We start from the raw sequence: 21,219 nt of genomic DNA on the forward strand, positions 1-21,219 counted from the left end.
GCCCCAGTCCCACGGCGGCTCTTGTCTGTGGATCCGCGCCCCCTGGATGCCCCAGGGATCGATCTTCGACCGGGGCTTCTGGCACCAGGCCCTCAGGGCGGCGTCGGCTCGGGCGTCATCTCGATGTCGTGCGTGTAGCGGCCGATCGGGATTCCGACGCCGCCCGCGATCCGGACGACCGTCGACCGGCTGCATGCCAGGGCCCGAGCCAGGGACTCCGGGGTGCAGCGCCCGCCGATGGCGGGGAGCCCGGATCGAACGGGACGGCCAGGAGCGTGTCGACTGCCTGCTGCAGCCGACGCGTGCGCATCGTGCACGCCCGGTCCGCGGATCGCTCCGCACGCTTGAGGGCCCGGCGGTAGAGCCGGCCTTCCTCGACCGGCCGGGCGTCCAGGGCCTCCCGGACGACGTGGCGCATGTGCCGCTCGTGCCAGGGCGCGGCCGCGGCCCCGACGATCAGGGCCCGGCACGACCAGGCCTCGCCATCGCCGGCATCGACCACGTACGCCCTGCCTGAAGCGCCGGCATCGAGGAGCGGGGCGACGTCGCAGGCGAGCGTACGCGGGACGTGCCCGAGTTGCCGGTCGTTGCGCCAGACGACCCGGATCGCGTTGCGGTCGTGCGGGTTCTCGGGATCCCGCACGAGCTGCAGGCGGTCGCCCGCTGCCGGCATGACCAGCACGTCGAGGTCGTCGTCATGCCGGTGGTAGTCGTAGAACTGCAAGCCCGCGACCTCGCATGTGAACCACGCCTCGCCGCGGGCAAGACCGTCGTGCTCGATGCCGACAGGCGTGTCGGCCAGCCCGTCGAGATCGGGGACGATCGGCAGGGGATCCCTCACGAGGTCCTCTTGCCGATCGCGGTGACGGGCTGCCGGACTGCGCGCGCGATGACGGTGACGATCGCATGGTCCATCTCGAACGTGACGACCCCCCACGCCCGGTCGACAGCGTAGAGCCTCGGCGGCATCAGCGAGTCGTGGGCGACCACTTCCACGTCCCACATGTCGCGAGCTGGCCGGCCGTACGGTGTCCGGACAAGGTACGCGACGCCCGCCTGGACGTCCCGGATCGTCTGCGTGAAGCGGCTGCCCTCTCGGCCTCGCGAATCGACTACGCTCATCGTCTGCTCCATCGGCTGAGGAAGAGGCCGGGGCGACCAGGCGGCCGCCCCGGCAGGGGTCAGGCGGCCTCGGCCAGGGCCTGCTCGGCGCCGGGCCCGGCGTAGCCCGGCCAGCGGATCTCGCGGGGCAGCCAGCCCGTAGGGACGACCTCGGCGAGGGCGATCGCGACGATCTCGGCCTTCTTGAGCTTGCCTGCCCGGGCGGATGCCTCGGCCCCGCAAGCCTCCGCGATCGCGGCGAGCGTCACGGCCTTCGGCGCCGAGGAAAAGAAGTCCTGAGCGTCGAACCGTTCCGCGAGACGGGCAGCGAGCGTGTCGGCATCGATCGCGCCGGCGAGGCCCTGGATCGCCGGGCTGTTCGCGGGCGCGCCGGCGTTCGTCCCTGCGCCTGGCGTCCGGCTCCGCAGGTCGACGCCGCGGGCCAAGACCCGTCCGAGGCTCGCGAACAGGTCCTCGTCCGACATCGAGAGGTATCGGTTGAACAGCACCTCGAACGTCTCGTTGTCGGCGACCCTGGCGTTCTCGTGCCCGAGTCCCTCCAGGCGAAGGCGGACCGGCGCCGACCACGGGTTCTTGCAAGTCGCACCGGCCAACAGGCCAGCCAGGGCGGCCCGTGGAGCGGTGTCTAGGGCGTCCCTGACAGCCTCGGTCATCTGCGTGGAGAGGCGGTCGAGCAGGGCCGAGGACAACCCCTTCGCCTCGGGCTCAGCGGGGGCGACATCGGGCGCAGGCCCGGCATTGGCTGGGACGGGCTTCGCATCCTCAGGACGGAGGACGTACTCCTTCACCGAGATCTCGCCGTCCCAGTTCCACGACACGACGCACCCTGTCCGGGCGCGATCCTCGGGGCCGGGCTTGCCCATGAGGGAGGCCTCGATCGTGCGGTGCTCATCCGTCAGCGCCTGCACCATCTCGTCGGACACCGAGCCGTCGTCGTCGGCCTCAACGATCGCCTCGATCTCGCGGAGCCGCGCCGCCTCCGCCGCCGTCGGCTCGCGCCGTTCGGCGTGCAGCGTCGACCAGCTGTAGCGGGCCTCGAAGGGCAGGTCGGATTCGAGCTCGACCCAAACCCACCCGTCCGCCCGAAGCTCGTCGCGGCGGGCGATCAAGCGCTCATCCGCGAGACGCTTGAGCAGGGCCGGATCGCTGACGGCGCTCTGGTCTCCGAACAGGTCCTTGATGACGTGGCCGCCGGCGGCCTTGAAGGCGTCGAGCCCGACGCGCTTCAGCATCGTCGCGGTCGAATGCCCGGCCCCGAGCTCCTCACGGATCTGGTGGCAGTACATGCTGCCACCTTCCTTCGCGAGCTTACCGTAGACGCGCTCCTGCTCGGCCACCGACGGCGCGAGCGTGAAGGACTTCACTGTTTCGATGTTGACGCCGTGCTTCCCGGCGCGCCAGGCGTCGAGGATGCACGGGGCGACCGAGCCCAGCGCCAGCAGCTTCTTCACGTGCGGGACGGAGACGCCGAAGCGGCCGGCGATCTCCTTCGGCTTGAGGCCCCCGGCGGCGAGCTCGGCGAATCCGAGCATCTGGTCGGCCTCGTGCATGGTCGACTGGGTCAAGTTGGCGGCGAGCCCAGCCTCCCGGGCTGTCGCGGCGTCGCGCTCGACGACGTCGATCTCGTGCTCGGTGGAGATCGTCCCGGCCGCGGCGAGGCGCATCAGCGCGGCCAGCCGGCGGTTGCCGTCGGCGACGTAGGACAGCCCCTCGTGCCGCACGACGACAAGAGGCTGGAGCAGGCCGACCGAGGCGATCGAGGCCGCCAGCTCGTCGAGGCCGTTCTCTCGGCCGGCGATCCTGACGTTGCAGACGCCCGCGGGGGCGCCCTCGTCGTGGCCGTGGCGGAGGCGGGAGAGCGGGGTCAGGGGGAAGGAGTTCTTGATCAGGGTCACGGATGCAGCACCATCGGTGAGAGGGGGGATATCGGGGGCGCCCCTGTCGCCGGGCGCGTCGGCGGGGGAGCCGGTCAGCTAGGCGGCTCCGCGGTTGTGGGTTGGCCTGGGCCTGGGGCCACGCGGGCCTGCTCGATCGTGCGGGGTTCCCCCTCCCAACGGGCCTCGAATCCGTCGGGCGTGACTGACGTCACAATCGCGTCCACCATCATGGCCTGGAAGCGCGTAGGCGGCTGCGCGGGCGCCCGTTCCGCCTCGGCCCGGGCGATCGCGGCGCGGTATGCCTGAATGAGGTCCCGGGAGCCGGAGGCCATGAGCGAGAATTGGCGGCCGTCCGAGAAGCGGATCCCGGATCGCGTCCGGAATGTCTCCATACCGGTGTCGAACGAGTACCGGCACTCGACGATCGGGTCAGGCTCGTTCGCGGTCAGCTCCATGGCGAGGTGGACCGGCGTCTGGTAGCTAACCGTTTCGAGGATCGGGCGCCGGGGATCCTCGTCGCAGCGGATCTCCAGACGCTCGATGCGCTCCTCGATCCGAGCCGCCCCGCCGCGACCGCCACCGCCGCCCGGGAAACCGCCGTTGCCGGGTGACGCATTGACGAAGACAGCGCCGCCGCCGCCAGCACCGAATCCGAATGGTGCGACGTCGCCGAGCGGGATGAATGCCGGACTGCCGGCCGGTCGGAATTCGGCCCGGCCGGTGATCATCACGTACCGCTCGCCGACCGCATCTGACCGTATCGCCGCAAGGGCACTCGCGTGCGCCTCACGCAGGCTCCGCGCCGCCTCGGCTCGGGCCGCAGCTACGTCGGGCGAGAGCCGGTCATCACGGAATGTTCGGCCGTCCGCCAGTAGGGTGATCTCCGTGTCCTCAGAGACCCGCAGCGCGTGGCCTGCCACCTTGAAGGCCGCGACCAGGTGGGCGACCTGCATGGCCTCGAAGCGACCGACCTTGCTGTTCCGGGGGCCCTTGGCGGACATCACCCAGAGCTCCTCGACCTCCGCCGTCAGCACCGACACGCCGTCGGGCCGACGCAGGCTCCAGATGGCGTCGTCGTGCATCTCCTCCGAGCCGACGGCGGTGTCGTAGTCCCCGTCGCCGACGCAATGGCCCATGCAGCTGCCCTCCCGGTCGAGGGCCTGCCACGTCGTCAGGCGCACCCAGGCGTGCCCGTCGTCGGCCGCGATTCGATCGGCCGTCCCCTTATCCCAGGCGGGCTCGCGCGTCTCATGGGCCATCAGGGCCTCCACCTGCAGAGGGCGGTCCCGGACACCGGGCTGATGGGATCCCCGACGCGGACGAGGTGCCGCTCGACCCCGACCCAGAGAGCCATCCTCTCCGTCGGCAACCTGCGCTCGCGCAGGACCTGCGAAAGGTCGCCTTCGTGGATTGCGCGGGCCTGCGCGTAGGCCCGCTGGGAGCCGGCCTCGGCCACGCCAGCGCGCAGCAGGGCGACGATGTCGTCGTAGCTCACCACGGGCACGAGGCTCCCGGCACCGGAAAAGGGTTCGGCGCTCATACAGTCATCCCCGATAAAAAGTTGAACTCCACCCTATTCAAGCACTTGTGGAATTGCGCGCAAGAGCGAAAATGAAGCTGCACGCAGTTTTTTCCGCTTCGGGAAGCGAAATGGCGTTCAGTATCATTTGACAAAGATTGGAGGGGACGATGATTCAAAGGATAGATTGCCCGATCCTTAGGACCGAGAGCGCGTCAACTCTTGGAGAACCGCCTGCGTTGCTTGACCTGGCTTGGCGTCGGGCAGGCCACGGACGCTGGATCGCCGGGCGCACGGAGCAGGGCGACCGGCTCCTCGCCCGGTTCCCCAACGCCACGGCGCGGGCTGGCCTCATCGTCCGGGATCGCATCATCGAATGGGACCTCTCGGCCGCGGCGCAGATGCCCGACCTGCCGAAGCAGATTTCGCGCTGGGAGCAGGACGTCCGGCAGGACCTCGCGCACCACGCCCGGGTGAAGGTGGCGAACGGCGGCGTGGACGAGGGCGCCCTCGTGGCCGTGCAGGACGCCCTCGCCGACGGGCTCACGCGCCACGGCTGGGCGTTCCGGAGCAAGGCACCACTGGCTTGGGGGCTTGCCGGGGCACGGCGGCTCACGCCGGGGCAAGCCCGCCTCGCGCACGCGCTCCTGACGGAGGCCCGGGACGTCGTCGCGGCCGTGGACCGCCGGCTCGCCCAGCCCGCCGCGCCGAAGGACGTCGCCGCCGCCCGGGATCCCGACGTCCGGGCCGACCTGCTCGCGGCGTGCCGGCACCTGAGCGGGCTAGACGGAGACCGGGCGAGGGACCGGAACGGGGCGGGCTGGTCAGCCGTGGCGAGTGCAGAGGGGCACCGCTTGGCGTCGACCGATTCGCTCGACGTCGTACAGGCCGCCCACGTTCGGCAGCTCGTCCACGCCCACAGGCGGCAGCTGCCCCCGGCGCTCCGGGACCAGCTCTTCCCCGAGGCGTGACATGTCCCGCTTTGTGCCTTGCAAGCGAGGGAGGCACGCTTCCCTCGCGGCACACCGTTCCCCCCGCCTTGAAGGAGAGACGTCATGAACCTGAAGGAAAAGCTTGCCCGCGCCGCTGCAGCCATCGCCGCGATGGTCATGGCCATGATCCGCGCGATTTTCGGCGGAGTGAAGGAGGCCGGGCAGTCGATCGCGGCCGACGCCCGCATGGTTGCCGGTGGCGTGCGGGAGGCCGTCGCTCACACCGCCCAACTCGCCGGTCGGGGCCTGGCCGGACCGGCCCGGGCGCTGGACTTCGCGACCGGGACCGTGGGATCTGTGCTCGGGGTGCTGCTGCCCCGCCGGCCCGTCGGCCCTCGGGATGTGGCGGACGCCGCCGTCAACCGGGACAACCGCCGGCCCGCGGCACTTCCGGTGGGACAGATCCCTCCGGCCGCGCGTGCCGAGCTGCAGGAGGTTATGATGCTCGGCGGGGCCGTGCAGAGGGCCGCCGAGGCCCGAGCCTCCGGTGACTTGGGCCGGGCCGCCTTCCTCGACCAGGACCTGCCTCCGAACGTCGGCGCCTGGCTGGCCGGCCTGTCGCCCAACGACCTGCGCCACATTGCGAGGGCGGAAATCACGCACGTCGCCGCGCATGTCCAGGGCCGCGCGGCGCTCGCCGGGATCCCCGCGGTGCCCCCGCTCGCCTCCCAGCCCGCCCCGGCGGCGCTGGACACCCGGAAGCTGCTCGCCGAGATCCGGGCGAGGGCGGCCACGGACCGGGCGGAGGTGGCGGCCATGATGAAGCGCGGGCCCCGACCCGTGCTGCCCACCGAGGACGATGCCGAGGAGTACGCCCCTCGCCGTTCCGGTCCGGGGCCTCGCCCCGCTTTCGGCTGAGGGCACCCCGATCGACAGAAAAGGCCGCCGGGGTGACCGGCGGCCTTTCGCGTTTCAGGGTTCGGATTCGCCGGCTCAGTGGCCAATGATCTGCCTCAGCCCGGCCGTCAGATCCATCTCAGCGCGGAGGGCCTCGCGCAGCACGTCCGCCTCGGCCACGGACCGAGCCAGCGCCATCTCGACGGCGGCCAGCCGGGCCTCGGCAGCGGCCGCCCGCTCCTCGGCGTCGGCTTGGTCGTCACGAGCGTCCTGCAGGCGGTAGGCGAGCCGCGTGACGGAATCGACGGCCTCGTCGCGTCGGGCCCGGCTCTCGGCCTTGGCGATCTGGATCCCCAGGTTGATGGCGCTGCCGATGGAGGTGAACTTGCCGACCACGTCGAGCGAGACTTCGGCGGCGATCCGGTTCATCGGGGGCTCCATCGGCGGCGGGGTATGCCCCTAAGATGGGCCTGGGCGGATTCCTGCGTCTAGGGGACCGGCCCGCGTTTTGATAGGTATTCCTGGCCGCGAGTTAACCTGGGACGTGTCCAGCGAGCGCTTTAAGGGTCAGAGGGTTGTCCTAACGTTACTCCTGTCCAAAGAATCGCCTGACGCGAGGTTGGTAACGCGGATTTGGCTGACCGCCAGGACCCCCTATGCGGCCCTGGATACCCGCGTGAGGAGGCGATCCCGCAGCGCCGCCTCGACGCCCTCGCGCGAGAATGTCCCGCCTTCGGCCCCGGCCTCGTAGGCCCTGTGGGAGCGCCGGAGCAGGTGTAGCGCGACGGTCCGCAGCAGGGCGTCCGGTGCGATCGGGCGCGAGCCGGTGGGGTCGGCGGCCAGGAACCCTCGGACGGCGTCGACGACCGCCCGGTCGACCGTGGCGGCGATCGGCCTGCCGGCGTCGCGCTGGCGCTCCCTTTCACCTGCCTTGCGCTTGCGGCCGAGGTCACGGGTGTGGGCGACGCGCTCGGCCTGGGACAGTGTGGAGATCCTGACGCGCATAGTGTCCTCCTGGTGAGGGAGGAGGATGCCCCGCCGGCTTGCAAGCTACCAGGACATGTCACCATTAAAGTCGGACATGTCGCCTGAACCTGAAGATTTGTTCATTTTCACGGGCGCACAGGTGGCGCACACCGCCCGACGGCGGGCGCACGTCGGACTACGCGTCGGCGCGAACTCGGGGCCGCAGCGTCACGACGACTTCGTGGTCGAGCGAGGCCGCGGCGGAAAGCCGGTCCCAGCCCCATCCGGCGATGTCCCCGGCCCGGAGCTGCGTGCGCGCGTGGCTGTCCCGCATCCCCTCGGGGTAGTCCGGGCGGGTAAGGCGGCACGGCTTGGCCGAGGGGACCACCGGCTTGAGGCGATCCAGGAAGGTCTGGAGCGGCCCGGCATGAGCCTAGGCGACTTGCGCGGCGAGGCCGTCCTTAGCACGGACGGCGTCGGCCTGGCCCCAGGGGCGTCGTAGCTGGCCATCAACTGGTTGCCGCGGATTCCTATCGCAAGCCGGCTGCCGAAAGCGGTCATTCCGCCTAGCGCCCATTCCAGCCACTAGATGGCCCTCGTGTGCGTCTCCGAAGCAGACATCGATCAAGCCGGCGGCCACGATATTCTGGTGATCGAACACCTGGTAGATCGTTCATGCCGCCATCACCACCGGCACCTCGTCGACCCTGGTGGTGTAGCGAGGCGACCGCATGTCGAACTTGGTCGACCATTCCCGTTTGGGGGCGAACCCGGCACTGCCCGGGACGACCGCCCCACGCCCGAACCGGCGATTGCAGGCATCCAGGGCACCCATCAGCGCCGCCCCGTGCTCCCGGTCGAGTTGCCCGAGCCCCGGGAAGGCCCGCTGCGAGGCCGCCAGGGGCACGAGGTCCGTGGTGACGACACCAGCCTTGGAGTAGCGGTAGCCGTCCCTCCAGGTCTTCCGGACGCCGTGCAGGCATGCCTTCACCAGCACGAAGGTGTCGTTCGACGCCTCCGGCAGGGTCACCACCGACGAGACCGACCGCTGCGGCCGGTCCCGGTCATGCTCCGAGGTATGGAAGAACACCGTGACGTGGTCGGTCCCGAGCCTGCCGGCGCGCAGCTTCTCGCCCAGCCTTGCGGCGTGGGTGGCGACCGCCTGCTCCATGGTGGCGAGATCCTCGACACGGTCGGAGAAGCTCCGGGTCACGGCGCACCCCTTCCGGGTCGGGGCGACCTCCTCCAGGTCGACGCAGGCCATGCCGCGCAGTTCCTGTACGAGGCGCTCGCCCACCACCGTCATGGCCTTGCGCACCACCCGGGTGTCGAGGTCTCGAACGTCGGCGACGCTCTCGCAGCCCAGCGCCTCCAGCTTGCGGGCGTTGGCCGGCCCGACGCCCCAGATGTCCTCGGGAGGGATGCGGGCCATCCAGTGGTCGTACTGGATCGGATCGGTCAGGTCGCACACCCCGCCGAGCTCGGGCACCTTCTTGGCCACGTGGTTGGCGAGCTTGGCCAGCGTCTTGGTGGCCCCGATGCCGACGCAGGTCGGAATGCCCGTCCATGCCCGCACGGTCTCGCGCATGTCCCGGCACAGGGTCACGCGGTCGGCCTCGCGCACGTCAGAGAGGTCCAGGAAGCTCTCGTCGATGGAGTAGATCTCGATGCGGGGGGAGAAGCCTCGGTAGACCGTATTCACCCGGGCCGACATGTCGCCGTACAAGGCGTAGTTCGAGGAGTAGACCCGCACGCCCTGCGACCGGCACATGTCGCGGATCTTGAAGAACGGCTCGCCCATGCGGATGCCCAGCGCCTTCGCCTCGGGCGTCCGGGCAATGGCGCAGCCGTCGTTGTTCGACAGCACGATCACGGGCACGCGGGCCAGGCGGGCGTCGAACACCCTCTCGCACGAGCAGTAGAAGCTGTTGCCGTCGGAGAGGGCGTAGGCCCGGCTCATTCCGCGCGGCGCCTCGGGTTGATCGACCCCGACACCACGCCCCACACCTCGACGACCGCGTCCGGGGCGAGGCGGAACTCGGGGAAGCGCGGGTTGGCGAAGGACAGGATCACCCGCGGGCCCTGGCGCCGCCAGACCTTGAACGAGCGCTCTCCGTCGATGTCGACGACCACCACGTCGCCGTTGCGCGGGGTCAGCGACCGGTCGACCACCGCGAGGTCGCCGTCGTGCAGGCGGGCCAAGAGCATGCTGTCGCCCGCGACCCGCACCAGAAAAGTCGCCGGTCGGTTCGCGATTAGCAGACGCTGAAGGTCGATCTCGTCCTCGACGAAGTCGTCCGCCGGGCTGGGGAAGCCCGCGCGGACCGCCCTGGCGAGGATGGGGACCGGGGTCGGCAGCCCGACCGTGACACCCAGGACCTGCATGCGCGCGCTCCACGAATCCGCAAAGAACAAAAGTGGAACACAGGCTCGAGGTTCCGCCAAGCCGTTAAGCTTGTGACATCGCGTGCGCGTGTATGGGTGTGGATAACCCAGGCGCAAACCCGGCCCGTGGTACGCGCGAAGGCTGGGCGGCAGACCGGGGTTGGCGGCACCGGCCCCGTGCCAAGGCGACGACCGCGCCGAGGGCGCGGGTCAACACTGGATGTCGCGAACGGCGCAACGGCAGGCATCCACGCCGGCCTAACGATTTCTTATCGCGGCCGTCCCAGGATCGTCCGAAGAGAAATTGACGTCGGACCGCGCGGCATGAGTTTTCCCGTTCCCCCGAATGAGCGAGAGCGCCTGGAGGTCCTGAGGCACCTCGATCTGCTCGACTCATCGCCGGATCCGGCGTTCGATGACCTGTGCCGGGAGGCCGCGCAGTCCTTCGCGGCGCCAATCGCCCTGATCACCCTGCTCGACGCGCATCGGCAGTGGTTCAAGGCCAGGGTCGGCCTGGACGTTTGCGAGACGACGCGGGACGCCTCGTTCTGCAACTACGTGGTGGCCGAGGACGCGATCCTGATCGTCCCCGACGCAACCCGGGATCCGAGGTTTTCCGACAATCCCCTCGTGGTCGGACCTCCCTACATCCGGTTCTACGCGGGAGCCCCCCTCTACTACGGCGAGGGTATCCGTCTGGGGGCCTTGTGCATCATCGACCAGCGACCCCGGTCGGTGGCCGAGGTCGACGTGGAGTCCCTGAGGGGGTTGGCCGACCAGGTCGCGGGGGAGATCTGGGTGCGGCAGGCGGCTCGATCAGAGCATCACCATGCCTGAGATCGCGACACCCCGGCGGAAGGTCGACCGATGACACACGCGGACGCCCGCATTCTGATCGTGGACGGTCAGGTCGCCGTCGCGCGGTTGGTCGCCAAGATATTCGGAGTCGCCGGACTGCCCAACACCGACGTCGCCTTCGACACCCCCACCGCGCGTGGGCAGATGGAGGCGAGAACCCCCGACATCGTGATACTCGACGCGCGCATCGCCCCGATGCCCGCCACCGCATTCATCACGCTGGCGCGGAAGCTCACGAACGGACGGGCCATAACGCTCATGATGACGACATCGCGGTCCGCCGCGGTGGTCGATGCGGCCCACGAGGCCGGGGTGGATGGTATCCTCCTCAAGCCGTTCACACCCGCGGATCTGAGGGCGCAGATCGCCGAGGCGTCCGAAAGGAAGCGGACGCCCACCATTCCCAGGCTAACGGACCCGCGGCAGAACGCCGTGATCTTGGATTAGCCTTCCCGCGCCGGACGCCTTCGGTGCGAAGCTCCCGGCGCCGCGTCCCGGGCCCCTCCATGCCACCGGACCTGCACCGTCCGCGTGGGGCAGAAGATTCGCCGCCCCGCACCTAGGTCCGCATGGTCGTGGTCGACGTCGACAGTCGCCGCCGCTCGATACCCCTCGCGGATCCCGTGCGCGCGGACCGGGTCACGAAAGGTCGGGACGCACTGCTCCGGGATCCCGGTGCCGAACGACCCCGCTTCGGGCGGGTTTCGGAACACCGCCTCCGGCGCGCCAAGGATGTAATCGTCGGGCACGGTTGCCACCTGTGCCTGCAGGCTCCAGGGCTGGTAGGTCCGCATGTAGCGGGTGTCGGCCCGGTCCCAGGCCTCCATGATCGGAATGACGTCAAGGGCGGCCAACCGTCCGAAATCGTCCGGATGATCAAGGGCCTTCCGGTAGGTGATGCGGCCACCGCGATCATGAAGCCGGATAGTCCCTCGCTCCGGGACGAGGCGTCAGCCCCCCATCACGCGGGCAGTCCGGTTCAGGGGGACGACTGGCGTAGGGTGGACGTCCCTCCGCTACGTTCGCGGCGATGCGCTCACGAAGGCTGACGGCGCGCCTCGCAATCGCGGCCGCATCGCATCGTCGGCATGGGCCGCCACGACCCGCAGCTGCGCAGGTCGCCGGATACAGACAAGTCGAACGAGGCATGCCTTTTGAAAACCCCAACCGTTCCCAACCTGGCCCCAATTCGGCCATCGGCGACAACCGCGAATTGAGAACACATGGTGAACGGAAAGCCATCCCCTTTCCGATGCCCCGCGATACAAACCCGAAGTTTTTTTGCCGGAGTGGCCCATCGAATCGAGCACTCGGGGGTTGGGGAGGAGCGATTACGCTGCTGCCCCTCATCCATCGCCGGTCGCGGCCGGGGCGGACACAGGCACACACGGGACGAAGCGCTTCATGGGCCCCAAGGCAGGGACGAGCAGGGTCGGTCGCCTGTATCCGGATGCTGACGTCCGGGCCGCCGCCAGGGACGCAATGGAGGCCGCGCTCGCAACCTTCGAAGGGGATAGGCCCATCCTGGTCGTCAGCCACTTCGACGCCGACGGGCTGACGGCGGCCGCCATCCTGATCCGGGCCCTCCGTCACGCGGGCAAGGACGCCGGTCCCGTCGTCATGGGCAAGGGCGAGTCTCCGTGGGACCCGGACGTCGGTGCGCGTCTGGCCGAACTTCGGCCGGGGGGCCTGATCGTCGCGGACCTGGGGACCCGGGCCGATCCCGTCCTGCCGGGTTGCCCGACCCTCGTGATCGACCATCACGTCCCGACCGGCGAACCGGAAGGTGCCGTGACCATCAGCGGGAACGGTCTCGACCCCGAGCCCACCTCCGCCCTTCTGGCGTGGTGGGCGGCAGGAGCCCTGGGCGACCAGGCCGACCTCCTGTGGCTGGCGGCCGTGGGACTGATCGGGGACATGGCGGAGGGCCTCGATTTCCCGGAGATCGCCGAGGCCCAGACCCGGTGGGGCAAGACGGCGCTGCGGGACGCCACGTCGCTCGTCAACGCCCCCCGCCGGACCGCGGCGGCCGATGCGGGGCCGGCGCTGAGGCTTCTACTGGCGTCGGACGGCCCGAAACGCATCACCAAGGGCGATGACGCGGACGCCCTGGCCCTGCAAGCGGCCAAGGCGGAGGTCCGCGCCGCCACGGAGGTCGCCAAGCGCGTCCCACCCGCAATCGGCGGCGACGTCGCGCTGATCTCGCTTAACTCGCCGTGCCAGATCCATCCCCTGGTGGCGCAGCAATGGCGTGGGCGCCTCAAGGACAAGATCGTCATCGCGGCCAACGCGGGCTATCGCCCCGGCTGGGTGCACTTCGCCGCGCGGTCTGCCAGCGGGCGCGACCTCATCGCCTTCCTCGCCCAGCACCGCCCGGAGAACGCGGACGGGCGCTACGGCAATGGCCACGCCCAGGCGACCGGCGGGGCGCTGCGCAATGCCGACTGGAACGGCTTCATCCGGGGACTCGGGTTCCCGCAGGCACAGGTGGACGCATGACCGGCAACGAACGCCCCCTCCGGTTGGGCTTCCCGGTCAAGGTCATGGGCCGACCGGACCTCAAGTCGCAGGATACCCGGCGTTGGCAGAAGGGCCCGCACCTGAAGTGCTCGCTCGAACTGCTGGACCACGTCCTGGACTACCTGAAGTCAAAGAACCTCGATATGTACCGGATGTCCTCGGACATCGCGCCCTACGCGACCCATCCGGACATGCCGCAGTTCCACGGCATGGTGGCGGAGAGCGACGCGGAGTTGCGCGCGTTCGGCGCCAAGGCCAAGGCCTACGACATCCGGCTGTCTTTCCACCCGTCGCAGTACATCCTGCTGAACGCCCCCAATCCCGAATTGACCCGGAAGAGTATCTGGGACTCGTCCAGCCAGGCGGAGATGCTGGACCGGATGGAGCTCGACGACGAGGCCGTCATGATCACCCATGTCGGCGGCGTCTACGACGACCACGAGGCGAGCCGGGCCCGTTGGATCGAGGGTTGGAACCAGTGCCCGGAGCACGTCAGGCGTCGCCTGGTTCTGGAGAACGACGACCTGCGTTTCTCGGCGGCGGACGTCCTATGGATACACGAGCGCACCGGCGTCAGATTGATCTTCGACTACCAGCACTTCTGGTGCCTTAACCCGAGCGACTCGACATCCGCGACACGTTCGAGCGCTTCCTGGTGACCTGGCCCGCCGGTGTCCGCCCCAAGATGCACTTCTCCTCGCCACGCACCGAGTTGCGGGAGGTCAAACAGAAGATCACCCCCAAGCAGCGGGAGGCAGCGAAGGCGGGTAAGACCCGCGGTGGTTCGAAAGAGGTTCTCAAGGCGCCGGTCAAGGCGACGGCGCGGGTCAAGACGGTGCTGCGGCCGCCGGTCTGGACGGGCCATGCGGACTTCACCAACCCGTTCGAGTTCGCGACGTTCATGCGGATGGCGGAGGGGCTGACCTTCGACGTGATGCTGGAGGGCAAGTCCAAGGACCTCAGCCTCCTTCGCTTGAGGCCGGACCTGCTGCGCTTCGCCCCCGACGTCGCCGCGCGCTTCGGCATCACCGCGGGGGAAGCGACCGACGACGAGGCGCAACTGGAGGAAGGCGTCGATGCCGACGAGGAGGCTGACGTGGACGAGGGGCAGACGCAGGCGGCGGAGTGAACGTCCCACGACGCTCGGGTGACGGCTAACGGTACCTGCGGGCAAGGTCATCCGCAGGATTGCCCGCTTCAAGGGCTGGCGTCCGATGCCTTCGTCGACGGGTATCTCCGGGCGGCCAGTTTGGTGACTGTCCGCCCGGGATCGAGGCGAGCTCCTACCTTCGGTGGCTCAGTCGCGTGAACTCAACGAGGGCTGGGGCGTCGTGCCTTGCGCAACGGTTCCGGTTTCCGATCCTCCGGTAGCACGCTGTTCAGGTGATCGTGCACGATCTGCGCGCTGAACGGCTTGGCGATGAAATGGGCGCTGTCCGGAAGGTCCCCGGGGGCCGGCTTGGCCTCGCCCGAAGCCACGACGATGGAGATGTGGGGCCAGCGATTGGCGGCGTAGCGGGCCAGGGCGAAGCCGTCCATCTCCCCCGGCATGTGCACGTCGGTGAACAACAGGGAGAGATCCGTGTGGCGCTCCTGCAGCAGTTTCAACGCGGCATCGGCATGCGCGGCTTCCATGGTGTCGAACCCGGCATTCTCCAGGATATCCAACGCATCCATCCGGATGAATGGGTCGTCGTCCACCACGAGGGCGCAGGGGGATGAGGAGGGGGTAGGGTGAGCCATGGCGGGGTAAGAAGTCGTGAACCGCCAAGAAGGTCCCCGCGTGCCCTCATACCCGAACGGCCACGGCTCGCATGATGCTCCGCCAAGGATTACGAAGGTCGTCCCTGAAGTATGAGTTCGGCCGGCTAGGGTCGTCCGAGGTCGCTCGTAACCCGTCTCCTTGCCAAACTGCCAGGGTGGGACGTTCGTCGCCAGATCGTTGACCTACCGTCCCTTGGGCCGGGTCCGATCACCGTCGGCGTTCGCGGCGTCGAGCCTTGCCGTCCCAGGACTCCGAGATGGAGCGGCGGGAGGAGGGTAACCGTCATTGGGTTGGGCCGGAAAGGTCGAGGCACGTTCCACCCAGCCATCGCCCGTGGTCCGGCCTCTTGTACCGACGTCTCCGTACAAGCGGTTTTCGCGTTGGATGGCCATGTCGAGTTCCGCCCCCGCCAGGACGATGACGACGGAAACCCACAGCCAGAGCAGGAACGCCGCGACGGTGCTGAGCGAGCCGTAGGTCACGTCGAGCGTGGCGAAGTGGCTGACCATCCATGAGAACAGGGCGCAATCCGCCAAGAGGGCGACCGCCGCGAACAAGCCACCTGCCGTCAGGAACGGCGAGCCCTTCCGGCCGTCGGACGGGGCGATACGATACAGGGTCGTGACCGTCAGGAGGAAGGCGACGAAGGCTGTCGCCCAGCGCACCAATGACCCGGGCAACGCGCCATCGAAGGGGGCGAGCGAACGCGTCATGGCGACTGCCGCCGCCAACGCGCAGGTCATGACGATCAGCGCCCCTAGGGTGAAAGCCAGGCTCACCGCCGTCAGACGCAGCCAGGAGCGGCGCCCCTCCGTCTCGAATGTCAGGTCAAGCGCGTGGAACAGCGCTTGCGTCGCCACGATCACGCTCCAAAGGCTCAAGACGAGCCCGATTGCCGGCCCGCCAGGTCCGGCGAGACCGGCACCACGTTCCGCCGACCCGGAGGCGGCCGCCGTCCGGAGCGCCCGCGCGACGATATCCCCTGCGCTGTCGGGCAAGACATCCGTCGCCGCACTGATGGCATCGCGCACGTCCGCGACCCCTAGAAGGTGATGAGCGAACCAGACCAGCAGGATGACGGCCGGGAACAGGGCGAGTGCGGTCCAGAACGCAACGCCCGCCGCCATGAAGCTGATGCCGTGATCATTCGCTGCCAGCATGGCGCGGCGGACGATGGCGATGATCGCCCGGGAAACGGGCACCGGCGACTCCCTCATGATTCAACCGAGTTACATCATCAGGAACGATGGGGCAGGCCGCGCAAGGCCATTCCCGGTTGCCCGCAGGCCTTGGCGAGGGCGTCGGACCGTCCCGAGGCGAACGAGTCGCGATGGTCCAGGTACATGCCGTTTGGTCCCAGGATGGCCGGTCATCCTGCTGAGGGCATCAGGCGGCCTGCCGGTCCGGAGGGGACGGAGTCCGTCACATAGCCTTTTAAAAAATTAAGAATTTTTCGAGGTTCTTGAACTTGCCCAAGCGCTTACCTGAGCGAATTGTCGCTGCTTCTTTTTGCTCGCCTTTTGAATGACCGAGCGCTTGCGGCCGACATACGGCTCAACGTTCTTTCGTCGAATGCCCGAACCGCGGTCACGCGGTCAGCTTGTCAACGATGGCCCGGATGCGTGTGGGGTCGACTGGTTCGGGGTCGACCGAGCGGTGGATAGTCAGACCTTCGATCAGTGCATCCAGCATGCGGGCTGTATCGCGGTCGAAGTGTCGTTCGAGTGCCCGCCGGCTTGCTTCCATCCAATCTCGCATGACCGTCTGGAGCGCCGGGTTTCGGGCTCCGAAGGCATAGAGTTCATAGCTCAGCAGCAGGTGACGCGTGCTTGTCCAGGACCCATCGGTGATGATGGCAACCACCGCCTGCCGTGCCTCGTCCGGCGTCTGAGCCGCCACGAGCAGTTCCGTGAACCGGGCCGAGACTGTCGCCGCCAAGCGGCGGAACGCCTCTATGAGAAGCTCGTCTATGCCGCTGAAGTGATAGGACATCGAGCCGAGCGGGACGTCCGCGGCTTCGGCCACTTTGCGGTGCGTCGTGCCGGCGACCCCATACTCGGCGATGACATCCAACGCCACGTCGATGATGCGGCTGCGACGGTCAGGGTCAAGGCGTCGTTTGGCGACCGTCACGATGCGCTCACGTCATAGCCGGACGGGGCGGAAGCAGCTTCACAAGCCATGCGTACATTTGTACATACTATTTCCAGATGCAAGCGAGTTGCGCTTCGTCGCGAGCTACCGCCGCACCGAACCCTACCTCTAAAGGACCGATCCATGGATGTGCGCTCTCAGAAGCAACGGATGCTCGCGGGCGATCTCTACATCGCCGACGACCCCGAACTCGCGGAGGACAACCGACGCATCTCGGTCTGGCTCGACCGCTACAATGCCACAAATACGAAGACACAACCCGAGCGGCAAGCGCTTCTTACGGAAGCGTTCGCGCAGGTCGGCGAAGGCTGCAACATTCGCCCGCCCTTCCATTGCGACTACGGCTACAACATCAGCCTGGGCCGGGGCGTGTTCTTGAATTTCAACTGCTGCATCCTCGATGTGGTCGCGGTCAGCATCGGGGATATGACCCAGATCGGACCAGGCGTGCAGATCCTCACTGCCGACCACCCGCGTGACCCGGTCGAGCGTCGGCGGATGCTGGAGTTCGGGCGCCCGATCCGCATCGGGGCGAACGTCTGGATCGGCGGCGGGGCACTCATCATGCCGGGCGTCACCATTGGGGACAACGCCATCATCGGAGCCGGCAGCGTGGTGACGCGCGATGTACCCGCAGGCGGCATCGCCGCAGGCAACCCGGCCCGGCTGCGCGGGGTCTAAGCAAAGCGCATGACGAGGGAACCTACATGACTGCCGGCGGCGGACGTGGCGGCAACGCCCGCCTGCATACACTCCTGCCTGAAATTAGAATGGCAGATACCCCTCCATCCAAGCCGTAGCGAGAGCCGTCCGTGCTGTCACAAAGCAGCCATGAAGGCTCTCTTCGGTGACGATACCGCTGGGGCTCGGAAGCTTCCGCCTTGCGTCACAGGTGTGCTCACGCGCCTCTCGAACTGAATGGCCGAGTGCCGCCGCCACCCAGCGCAGGTCCAAGCAGCAATGCCTCCACGCATCGTCCTCCTCCACGCCACGCCACTCGCCATCGCCCCCATCGAAACGGCGTTCGCCGAGCAATGGCCCGAAGCCGAGACTGTCAACCTGCTCGATGAGAGTCTGTCGTTGGATCGGGCGCGCGAGGAGGGCGAGATCTCGGAAGGGATGATCGAGCGGTTCGTGCGGTTCGGACGCTACGGATTCGACCAAGGGGCAACCGGCATCCTGGCCACCTGCGCTGCATTCGGTCCGGCCATCGAACGGCTGGCCCGGTCTGTTCCTGTACCGGTACTCAAGCCCAACGAGGCAATGTTCGCGCCGCCATCGTGCAGGGTGATCGGATCGGTATGCTCGCAACCTTCCGGTCGTCGATTGCCCCCATGACGCATGAGTTCAACGAACTTGCACGGGAAGCGGGTCGTCCGGCGAGCTTGCGTTCCGTGGTGGTCGAGGGGGCGATGGAACAATTGCGAGCCGGCGAGGCCGAGACGCACGACAGATTGATAGCCGAGCGTGCGCGCGAACTTGCCGACTGCGATGCGGTCGTGCTCGCCCAGTTCTCGACTGCTCGGGCCGCCGACGCGATCCGAGCGGTGATACGCGTTCCGGTGCTGACAGCACCGCACGCAGCGGTCGTGGGAATGCGAGAGGCGGTTCTTAGATAGACCGAATTGCGTCCCGCGCCGCCCGAATGACGGCCGCCCGATAAACCCGTAGCGCGGTCCTCCCAGCAAACCGAAATCCACTCTCTCGCTGAGACATCAGGATCCACTCATGGCAAGCGCCGCACGCATCCCCGCTGACAAGCTGCTCGATTTCGCAGCCGCGGTGTATGCTTCGGCCGGCATGCCCGCTGCCGAGGCGCAGCTTGCCGCCGACACCCTCGTTCAAGCCGACCTGTGGGGACATCAGTCGCACGGCGTCATGCGGCTCTCCTGGTACACGGCTCGGTTGAAGGCCGGGGCCTGCACGTCGGTGGCTCGCCCCGAAACCGTGGTCGATGCCGGCGGCCTCGCGGTGATCGACGGGCATGATGGCATGGGCCAAGTGCTCACCGCCCACGCGATGCGGCAGGCGATCCACCGGGCTAAGGCACATGGAGTCAGCGCCGTCGCGCTGCGCAACTCCGGGCATTTCGGAACGGCCATGTACTTCACCCTGATGGCCGCCCGCGAAGGTTGTGTGGCGTTCCTCTCGACAAATGCCAGTCCGGCGATGGCCCCATGGGGCGGTCGGAGAAAGACGGTCGGCACCAATCCCTGGTCTTGGGCCTGCCCGGCCGGCTCGCACGCCCCGATGGTTCTCGACATCGCCAACACAGGGGTGGCCCGGGGCAAGGTTTACCTCGCGAAACAGAAGGGACAGTCGATCCCGGAGGGGTGGGCCCTCGACGCCGAGGGCAGGCCAACCACCGATCCTGTGGCTGCCATCGACGGGATCATCCTGCCGATGGCCCAGCATAAGGGCTACGCCATCGCGCTGATGATGGACATGCTCTCGGGCGTGCTCACCGGCAGCGCCTTCGGGCCGCGCGTGACCGGTCCCTACCAGACCGAACACCGCAGCGGTGCGGGCCAAATGATGGTCGCGATCGATATCGCCCAGATCCAGCCGCTCGCGGAGTTCGCGGCCCGTATGGATCGACTTATCGCCGACCTGAAGGCCGTGCCGCTGGCACAGGGCTTTGAGGAAGTCTTGTATCCGGGGAGATCGAGGCCCGCAACGACGCGCGGAACCGCGTCGGAGGTCTAATCCTACCAGAGGATACCCTCGCCGACCTCCACAAGCTGGCCAAGGCTACCGGGATCAAACCCGGATGGTGAGGGATGCTCGTTACGATAGTTTGGAGCGATCCACTCTGATCCTCGATAGACGCTCGGACCAATGGGGCAGCGCTGTCTCTCCGATGCCGTTGCACATCGGAAACAGCCGCCGAACACGCTGACACGCAGCGAGGCGCCCAGTCGAGGCGCATGTCGTGGATCATCGCCATCACGCCCTTGCCGTCTTCCTGGAAGGCGTGGCGACGGCTACGGACGACGCATACGCCCGGTTCAGGGCCTCGGAACCAAACCTCGGATAAGAGTAGGATGCGTTCGATATGCACCGCGGCCAGTGACCACCTTACCATCAGGAGGCGCACCGATCACAGATACCGCGCCGCCGTGACCAGCAACGTGAGCGCGGCCAGGACCAGCGCCATCGCCCTCACCAGCGACCGGGCCGCCGCCTTCCGGATCTCCGGGCGGGCGCGTCGGCGCCGCCGTGAGCGCCGACCCCAATCGAGTTGCTCCCGGGCGAGCTTCTTGCCGACCATCGGCGCGACCTAGATCGGAAGGTGGGCGGCCTCGGCGGCGAGCGCCTCGTCCTCGACCTGAACGGTGACGTGTTCGATGCCGTGGCGGTCCTTCATCAGGCTCCGGACGCCCCGGATCACGCCGGGTCCCACGGCGACGTCGTCCACGACCACGTGTCCGCTCATCGCGTCGAAGCCCGAGGTCAACGTCCAGGCATGCAGGTCGTAGGCGCGCCGCACCCCCGGCATCGCCTCGATCTCCCCTTTCAGCGCGCCGAGGTCGACGCCCGGCGGCGTACCCTCCAGCAGGATGTGCAGGGCCTCGCCCATCAGCCGCCACGTGCGCGGCACGATGAACAGGCCGATGCCGGCGCCGACCAACGGATCGACCCAGCGCCACCCGGTCGCCATCACCACCAGGGCGGCGGCGATGACGCCGACCGAGCCCAGCATATCCGAGAACACCTCGAAGTAGGCGCCCTTGACGTTGAGGCTGTCCGACGAGCCCCCCGACAGCAGCTTCATGCTGGCGAGGTTCACGGCGAGGCCCACGGCGGCCACCAGCATCATCGGCCAGCCGAGGATCTCTGTCGGCTCCAGGAAGCGGCGGTACGCCTCGTAGAGGATGTAGGCCGTCACCCCGAGCAACACGACGGCGTTGGCGAGCGCCGCCAGGATCTCGAAGCGCATGTAGCCGAAGCTCTTGCCCGGAGTCGGCGCCTTGGCCGCGTAGTGGATGGCGAGGAGCGACAGGGCGAGGCCGCCCGCGTCGGTCACCATGTGCGCGGCGTCGGCGAGCAGCGCGAGGCTTCCGGTGAGCAGCCCGCCGACGACCTCCGCGGCCATGTAGGCCAGCGTCAGGGCGAGCGCCCCCGCGAGGCGCCCCTTGTTCCGGACCGCCGCCGAGCCCGCGGGAATTCCTCCCCCGTGCGAGTGTCCGTGTCCCATGGGTCCGTCTCCTTGTCCGTGATGGG

24 protein-coding genes and 1 pseudogene are annotated in these 21,219 nt (G+C 68.4%); 10 read left to right on the forward strand and 15 right to left on the reverse strand.

Features of this window, described 5'->3' with window-relative positions; translation table 11 throughout:
- Window positions 1-115: 115 nt before the first annotated feature.
- From ACFQE0_RS14165 to ACFQE0_RS14185, 5 genes are all read right to left on the reverse strand, one after another.
- Window positions 116-841 (reverse strand): HIRAN domain-containing protein, encoded by a 726-nt coding sequence (locus ACFQE0_RS14165; RefSeq protein ID WP_378970666.1) that lies wholly within the window; start codon window positions 839-841, stop codon window positions 116-118.
- Window positions 838-1,122 (reverse strand): hypothetical protein, encoded by a 285-nt coding sequence (locus tag ACFQE0_RS14170; protein WP_378970669.1) that lies wholly within the window; start codon window positions 1,120-1,122, stop codon window positions 838-840. Before ACFQE0_RS14170 ends, ACFQE0_RS14165 begins: the two co-directional genes overlap by 4 nt.
- Before the next feature lie 59 nt (window positions 1,123-1,181).
- On the reverse strand, window positions 1,182-3,017 hold the full coding sequence (locus ACFQE0_RS14175) for a ParB/RepB/Spo0J family partition protein (RefSeq protein WP_378970671.1): 1,836 nt from the start codon (window positions 3,015-3,017) through the stop codon (window positions 1,182-1,184).
- A gap of 74 nt (window positions 3,018-3,091) precedes the next feature.
- Window positions 3,092-4,258 carry a hypothetical protein gene (locus ACFQE0_RS14180; RefSeq protein WP_378970673.1) on the reverse strand — a complete coding sequence of 389 codons (1,167 nt, stop codon included), beginning with the start codon at window positions 4,256-4,258 and terminating at the stop codon, window positions 3,092-3,094.
- Complete coding sequence (locus tag ACFQE0_RS14185; protein ID WP_378970676.1) at window positions 4,258-4,539, reverse strand: hypothetical protein; 282 nt, start codon at window positions 4,537-4,539, stop codon at window positions 4,258-4,260. Before ACFQE0_RS14185 ends, ACFQE0_RS14180 begins: the two co-directional genes overlap by 1 nt.
- A gap of 218 nt (window positions 4,540-4,757) precedes the next feature.
- Here ACFQE0_RS14185 and ACFQE0_RS14190 point away from each other — a divergent pair, with 218 nt between their 5' ends.
- Both ACFQE0_RS14190 and ACFQE0_RS14195 read left to right on the forward strand, forming a co-directional pair.
- Window positions 4,758-5,489, forward strand: a complete 732-nt coding sequence (locus ACFQE0_RS14190; protein ID WP_378970678.1) for a hypothetical protein — start codon at window positions 4,758-4,760, stop codon at window positions 5,487-5,489.
- 84 nt (window positions 5,490-5,573) lie between these two features.
- Window positions 5,574-6,368 carry a hypothetical protein gene (locus ACFQE0_RS14195; RefSeq protein ID WP_378970681.1) on the forward strand — a complete coding sequence of 265 codons (795 nt, stop codon included), beginning with the start codon at window positions 5,574-5,576 and terminating at the stop codon, window positions 6,366-6,368.
- A 75-nt stretch (window positions 6,369-6,443) separates the two neighbouring features.
- Here ACFQE0_RS14195 and ACFQE0_RS14200 read toward each other — a convergent pair whose 3' ends face one another.
- The 4 genes from ACFQE0_RS14200 to ACFQE0_RS14215 all read right to left on the reverse strand — a co-directional run bounded on the left by ACFQE0_RS14200 (window position 6,444) and on the right by ACFQE0_RS14215 (window position 9,698).
- Window positions 6,444-6,776 (reverse strand): hypothetical protein, encoded by a 333-nt coding sequence (locus ACFQE0_RS14200; protein WP_378970683.1) that lies wholly within the window; start codon window positions 6,774-6,776, stop codon window positions 6,444-6,446.
- 225 nt (window positions 6,777-7,001) lie between these two features.
- A complete protein-coding gene (locus ACFQE0_RS14205) occupies window positions 7,002-7,352 on the reverse strand; it encodes a hypothetical protein (RefSeq protein ID WP_378970685.1) in 351 nt (116 codons plus the stop codon).
- A 634-nt stretch (window positions 7,353-7,986) separates the two neighbouring features.
- On the reverse strand, window positions 7,987-9,273 hold the full coding sequence (locus ACFQE0_RS14210; RefSeq protein ID WP_378970688.1) for a Y-family DNA polymerase: 1,287 nt from the start codon (window positions 9,271-9,273) through the stop codon (window positions 7,987-7,989).
- Window positions 9,270-9,698 carry a LexA family protein gene (locus ACFQE0_RS14215; protein ID WP_092044055.1) on the reverse strand — a complete coding sequence of 143 codons (429 nt, stop codon included), beginning with the start codon at window positions 9,696-9,698 and terminating at the stop codon, window positions 9,270-9,272. The genes ACFQE0_RS14210 and ACFQE0_RS14215 overlap by 4 nt, the downstream gene beginning before the upstream one ends.
- Window positions 9,699-10,022: 324 nt before the next feature.
- Between ACFQE0_RS14215 and ACFQE0_RS14220 the strand changes: the two genes are divergently transcribed.
- Complete coding sequence (locus ACFQE0_RS14220; protein WP_378970690.1) at window positions 10,023-10,535, forward strand: GAF domain-containing protein; 513 nt, start codon at window positions 10,023-10,025, stop codon at window positions 10,533-10,535.
- Window positions 10,536-10,565: 30 nt separating this feature from the next.
- The gene (locus ACFQE0_RS14225; RefSeq protein ID WP_378970693.1) at window positions 10,566-11,003 is read left to right on the forward strand and encodes a response regulator; all 438 of its coding nucleotides are present in this window, start codon (window positions 10,566-10,568) and stop codon (window positions 11,001-11,003) included.
- Here ACFQE0_RS14225 and ACFQE0_RS14230 read toward each other — a convergent pair.
- Window positions 11,000-11,410: a hypothetical protein gene (locus ACFQE0_RS14230; RefSeq protein WP_378970695.1), complete on the reverse strand. Its 411-nt coding sequence runs from the start codon at window positions 11,408-11,410 to the stop codon at window positions 11,000-11,002. The genes ACFQE0_RS14225 and ACFQE0_RS14230 overlap by 4 nt on opposite strands.
- Before the next feature lie 628 nt (window positions 11,411-12,038).
- On the opposite strand from ACFQE0_RS14230, the gene ACFQE0_RS14235 reads away from it, so the two are divergent.
- Genes ACFQE0_RS14235 through ACFQE0_RS14245 form a run of 3 tightly spaced genes read left to right on the forward strand, consistent with a single transcriptional unit; the run spans window position 12,039 to window position 14,205 of the window.
- A complete protein-coding gene (locus ACFQE0_RS14235; protein ID WP_378970697.1) occupies window positions 12,039-13,055 on the forward strand; it encodes a DHH family phosphoesterase in 1,017 nt (338 codons plus the stop codon).
- Window positions 13,052-13,735 (forward strand): UV DNA damage repair endonuclease UvsE, encoded by a 684-nt coding sequence (uvsE, locus tag ACFQE0_RS14240; RefSeq protein ID WP_378970699.1) that lies wholly within the window; start codon window positions 13,052-13,054, stop codon window positions 13,733-13,735. Before ACFQE0_RS14235 ends, uvsE begins: the two co-directional genes overlap by 4 nt.
- Window positions 13,732-14,205 (forward strand): hypothetical protein, encoded by a 474-nt coding sequence (locus ACFQE0_RS14245; protein ID WP_378970701.1) that lies wholly within the window; start codon window positions 13,732-13,734, stop codon window positions 14,203-14,205. The genes uvsE and ACFQE0_RS14245 overlap by 4 nt, the downstream gene beginning before the upstream one ends.
- Window positions 14,206-14,387: 182 nt before the next feature.
- On the opposite strand, the gene ACFQE0_RS14250 is transcribed toward ACFQE0_RS14245, so the two are convergent.
- From ACFQE0_RS14250 to ACFQE0_RS14260, 3 genes are all read right to left on the reverse strand, one after another.
- Complete coding sequence (locus ACFQE0_RS14250) at window positions 14,388-14,819, reverse strand: response regulator (RefSeq protein ID WP_378970704.1); 432 nt, start codon at window positions 14,817-14,819, stop codon at window positions 14,388-14,390.
- Between the two features lie 204 nt (window positions 14,820-15,023).
- Window positions 15,024-16,043 carry a YihY/virulence factor BrkB family protein gene (locus tag ACFQE0_RS14255; RefSeq protein ID WP_378970706.1) on the reverse strand — a complete coding sequence of 340 codons (1,020 nt, stop codon included), beginning with the start codon at window positions 16,041-16,043 and terminating at the stop codon, window positions 15,024-15,026.
- A gap of 385 nt (window positions 16,044-16,428) precedes the next feature.
- Window positions 16,429-16,974, reverse strand: a complete 546-nt coding sequence (locus ACFQE0_RS14260; RefSeq protein ID WP_378970709.1) for a TetR/AcrR family transcriptional regulator — start codon at window positions 16,972-16,974, stop codon at window positions 16,429-16,431.
- Between the two features lie 144 nt (window positions 16,975-17,118).
- On the opposite strand from ACFQE0_RS14260, the gene ACFQE0_RS14265 reads away from it, so the two are divergent.
- From ACFQE0_RS14265 to ACFQE0_RS14275, 3 genes and pseudogenes are all read left to right on the forward strand, one after another.
- A complete protein-coding gene (locus tag ACFQE0_RS14265) occupies window positions 17,119-17,676 on the forward strand; it encodes a sugar O-acetyltransferase (protein ID WP_378970711.1) in 558 nt (185 codons plus the stop codon).
- A 279-nt stretch (window positions 17,677-17,955) separates the two neighbouring features.
- Window positions 17,956-18,614, forward strand: a pseudogene (locus tag ACFQE0_RS14270) (aspartate/glutamate racemase family protein).
- Between the two features lie 109 nt (window positions 18,615-18,723).
- The gene (locus ACFQE0_RS14275; protein ID WP_378970713.1) at window positions 18,724-19,701 is read left to right on the forward strand and encodes an Ldh family oxidoreductase; all 978 of its coding nucleotides are present in this window, start codon (window positions 18,724-18,726) and stop codon (window positions 19,699-19,701) included.
- Window positions 19,702-20,095: 394 nt separating this feature from the next.
- Here the strand turns inward: ACFQE0_RS14275 and ACFQE0_RS14280 are convergent, their stop codons facing one another.
- Both ACFQE0_RS14280 and ACFQE0_RS14285 read right to left on the reverse strand, forming a co-directional pair.
- Window positions 20,096-20,266 carry a hypothetical protein gene (locus ACFQE0_RS14280; RefSeq protein WP_378970715.1) on the reverse strand — a complete coding sequence of 57 codons (171 nt, stop codon included), beginning with the start codon at window positions 20,264-20,266 and terminating at the stop codon, window positions 20,096-20,098.
- Window positions 20,267-20,275: 9 nt separating this feature from the next.
- Window positions 20,276-21,193 (reverse strand): cation diffusion facilitator family transporter, encoded by a 918-nt coding sequence (locus ACFQE0_RS14285; RefSeq protein WP_378970717.1) that lies wholly within the window; start codon window positions 21,191-21,193, stop codon window positions 20,276-20,278.
- Window positions 21,194-21,219: the final 26 nt, after the last annotated feature.

The sequence above is a fragment of the Methylobacterium komagatae genome (assembly GCF_042661665.1).
In the GTDB taxonomy this organism is placed as follows: Bacteria; Pseudomonadota; Alphaproteobacteria; order Rhizobiales; family Beijerinckiaceae; genus Methylobacterium; species Methylobacterium komagatae.

Coding starts and splice junctions, on each gene's coding strand:
- ACFQE0_RS14285 (WP_378970717.1), bottom strand. CDS start 21,193: ATGGGACACGGACACTCGCACGGGGGAGGAATTCCCGCGGGCTCGGCG.
- ACFQE0_RS14225 (WP_378970693.1), top strand. CDS start 10,566: ATGACACACGCGGACGCCCGCATTCTGATCGTGGACGGTCAGGTCGCC.
- ACFQE0_RS14205 (WP_378970685.1), bottom strand. CDS start 7,352: ATGCGCGTCAGGATCTCCACACTGTCCCAGGCCGAGCGCGTCGCCCAC.
- ACFQE0_RS14210 (WP_378970688.1), bottom strand. CDS start 9,273: ATGAGCCGGGCCTACGCCCTCTCCGACGGCAACAGCTTCTACTGCTCG.
- ACFQE0_RS14215 (WP_092044055.1), bottom strand. CDS start 9,698: ATGCAGGTCCTGGGTGTCACGGTCGGGCTGCCGACCCCGGTCCCCATC.
- ACFQE0_RS14180 (WP_378970673.1), bottom strand. CDS start 4,258: ATGGCCCATGAGACGCGCGAGCCCGCCTGGGATAAGGGGACGGCCGAT.
- ACFQE0_RS14265 (WP_378970711.1), top strand. CDS start 17,119: ATGGATGTGCGCTCTCAGAAGCAACGGATGCTCGCGGGCGATCTCTAC.
- ACFQE0_RS14220 (WP_378970690.1), top strand. CDS start 10,023: ATGAGTTTTCCCGTTCCCCCGAATGAGCGAGAGCGCCTGGAGGTCCTG.
- ACFQE0_RS14275 (WP_378970713.1), top strand. CDS start 18,724: ATGGCAAGCGCCGCACGCATCCCCGCTGACAAGCTGCTCGATTTCGCA.
- ACFQE0_RS14250 (WP_378970704.1), bottom strand. CDS start 14,819: ATGGCTCACCCTACCCCCTCCTCATCCCCCTGCGCCCTCGTGGTGGAC.
- uvsE (WP_378970699.1), top strand. CDS start 13,052: ATGACCGGCAACGAACGCCCCCTCCGGTTGGGCTTCCCGGTCAAGGTC.
- ACFQE0_RS14170 (WP_378970669.1), bottom strand. CDS start 1,122: ATGAGCGTAGTCGATTCGCGAGGCCGAGAGGGCAGCCGCTTCACGCAG.
- ACFQE0_RS14235 (WP_378970697.1), top strand. CDS start 12,039: ATGGAGGCCGCGCTCGCAACCTTCGAAGGGGATAGGCCCATCCTGGTC.
- ACFQE0_RS14185 (WP_378970676.1), bottom strand. CDS start 4,539: ATGAGCGCCGAACCCTTTTCCGGTGCCGGGAGCCTCGTGCCCGTGGTG.
- ACFQE0_RS14195 (WP_378970681.1), top strand. CDS start 5,574: ATGAACCTGAAGGAAAAGCTTGCCCGCGCCGCTGCAGCCATCGCCGCG.
- ACFQE0_RS14200 (WP_378970683.1), bottom strand. CDS start 6,776: ATGAACCGGATCGCCGCCGAAGTCTCGCTCGACGTGGTCGGCAAGTTC.
- ACFQE0_RS14280 (WP_378970715.1), bottom strand. CDS start 20,266: ATGGTCGGCAAGAAGCTCGCCCGGGAGCAACTCGATTGGGGTCGGCGC.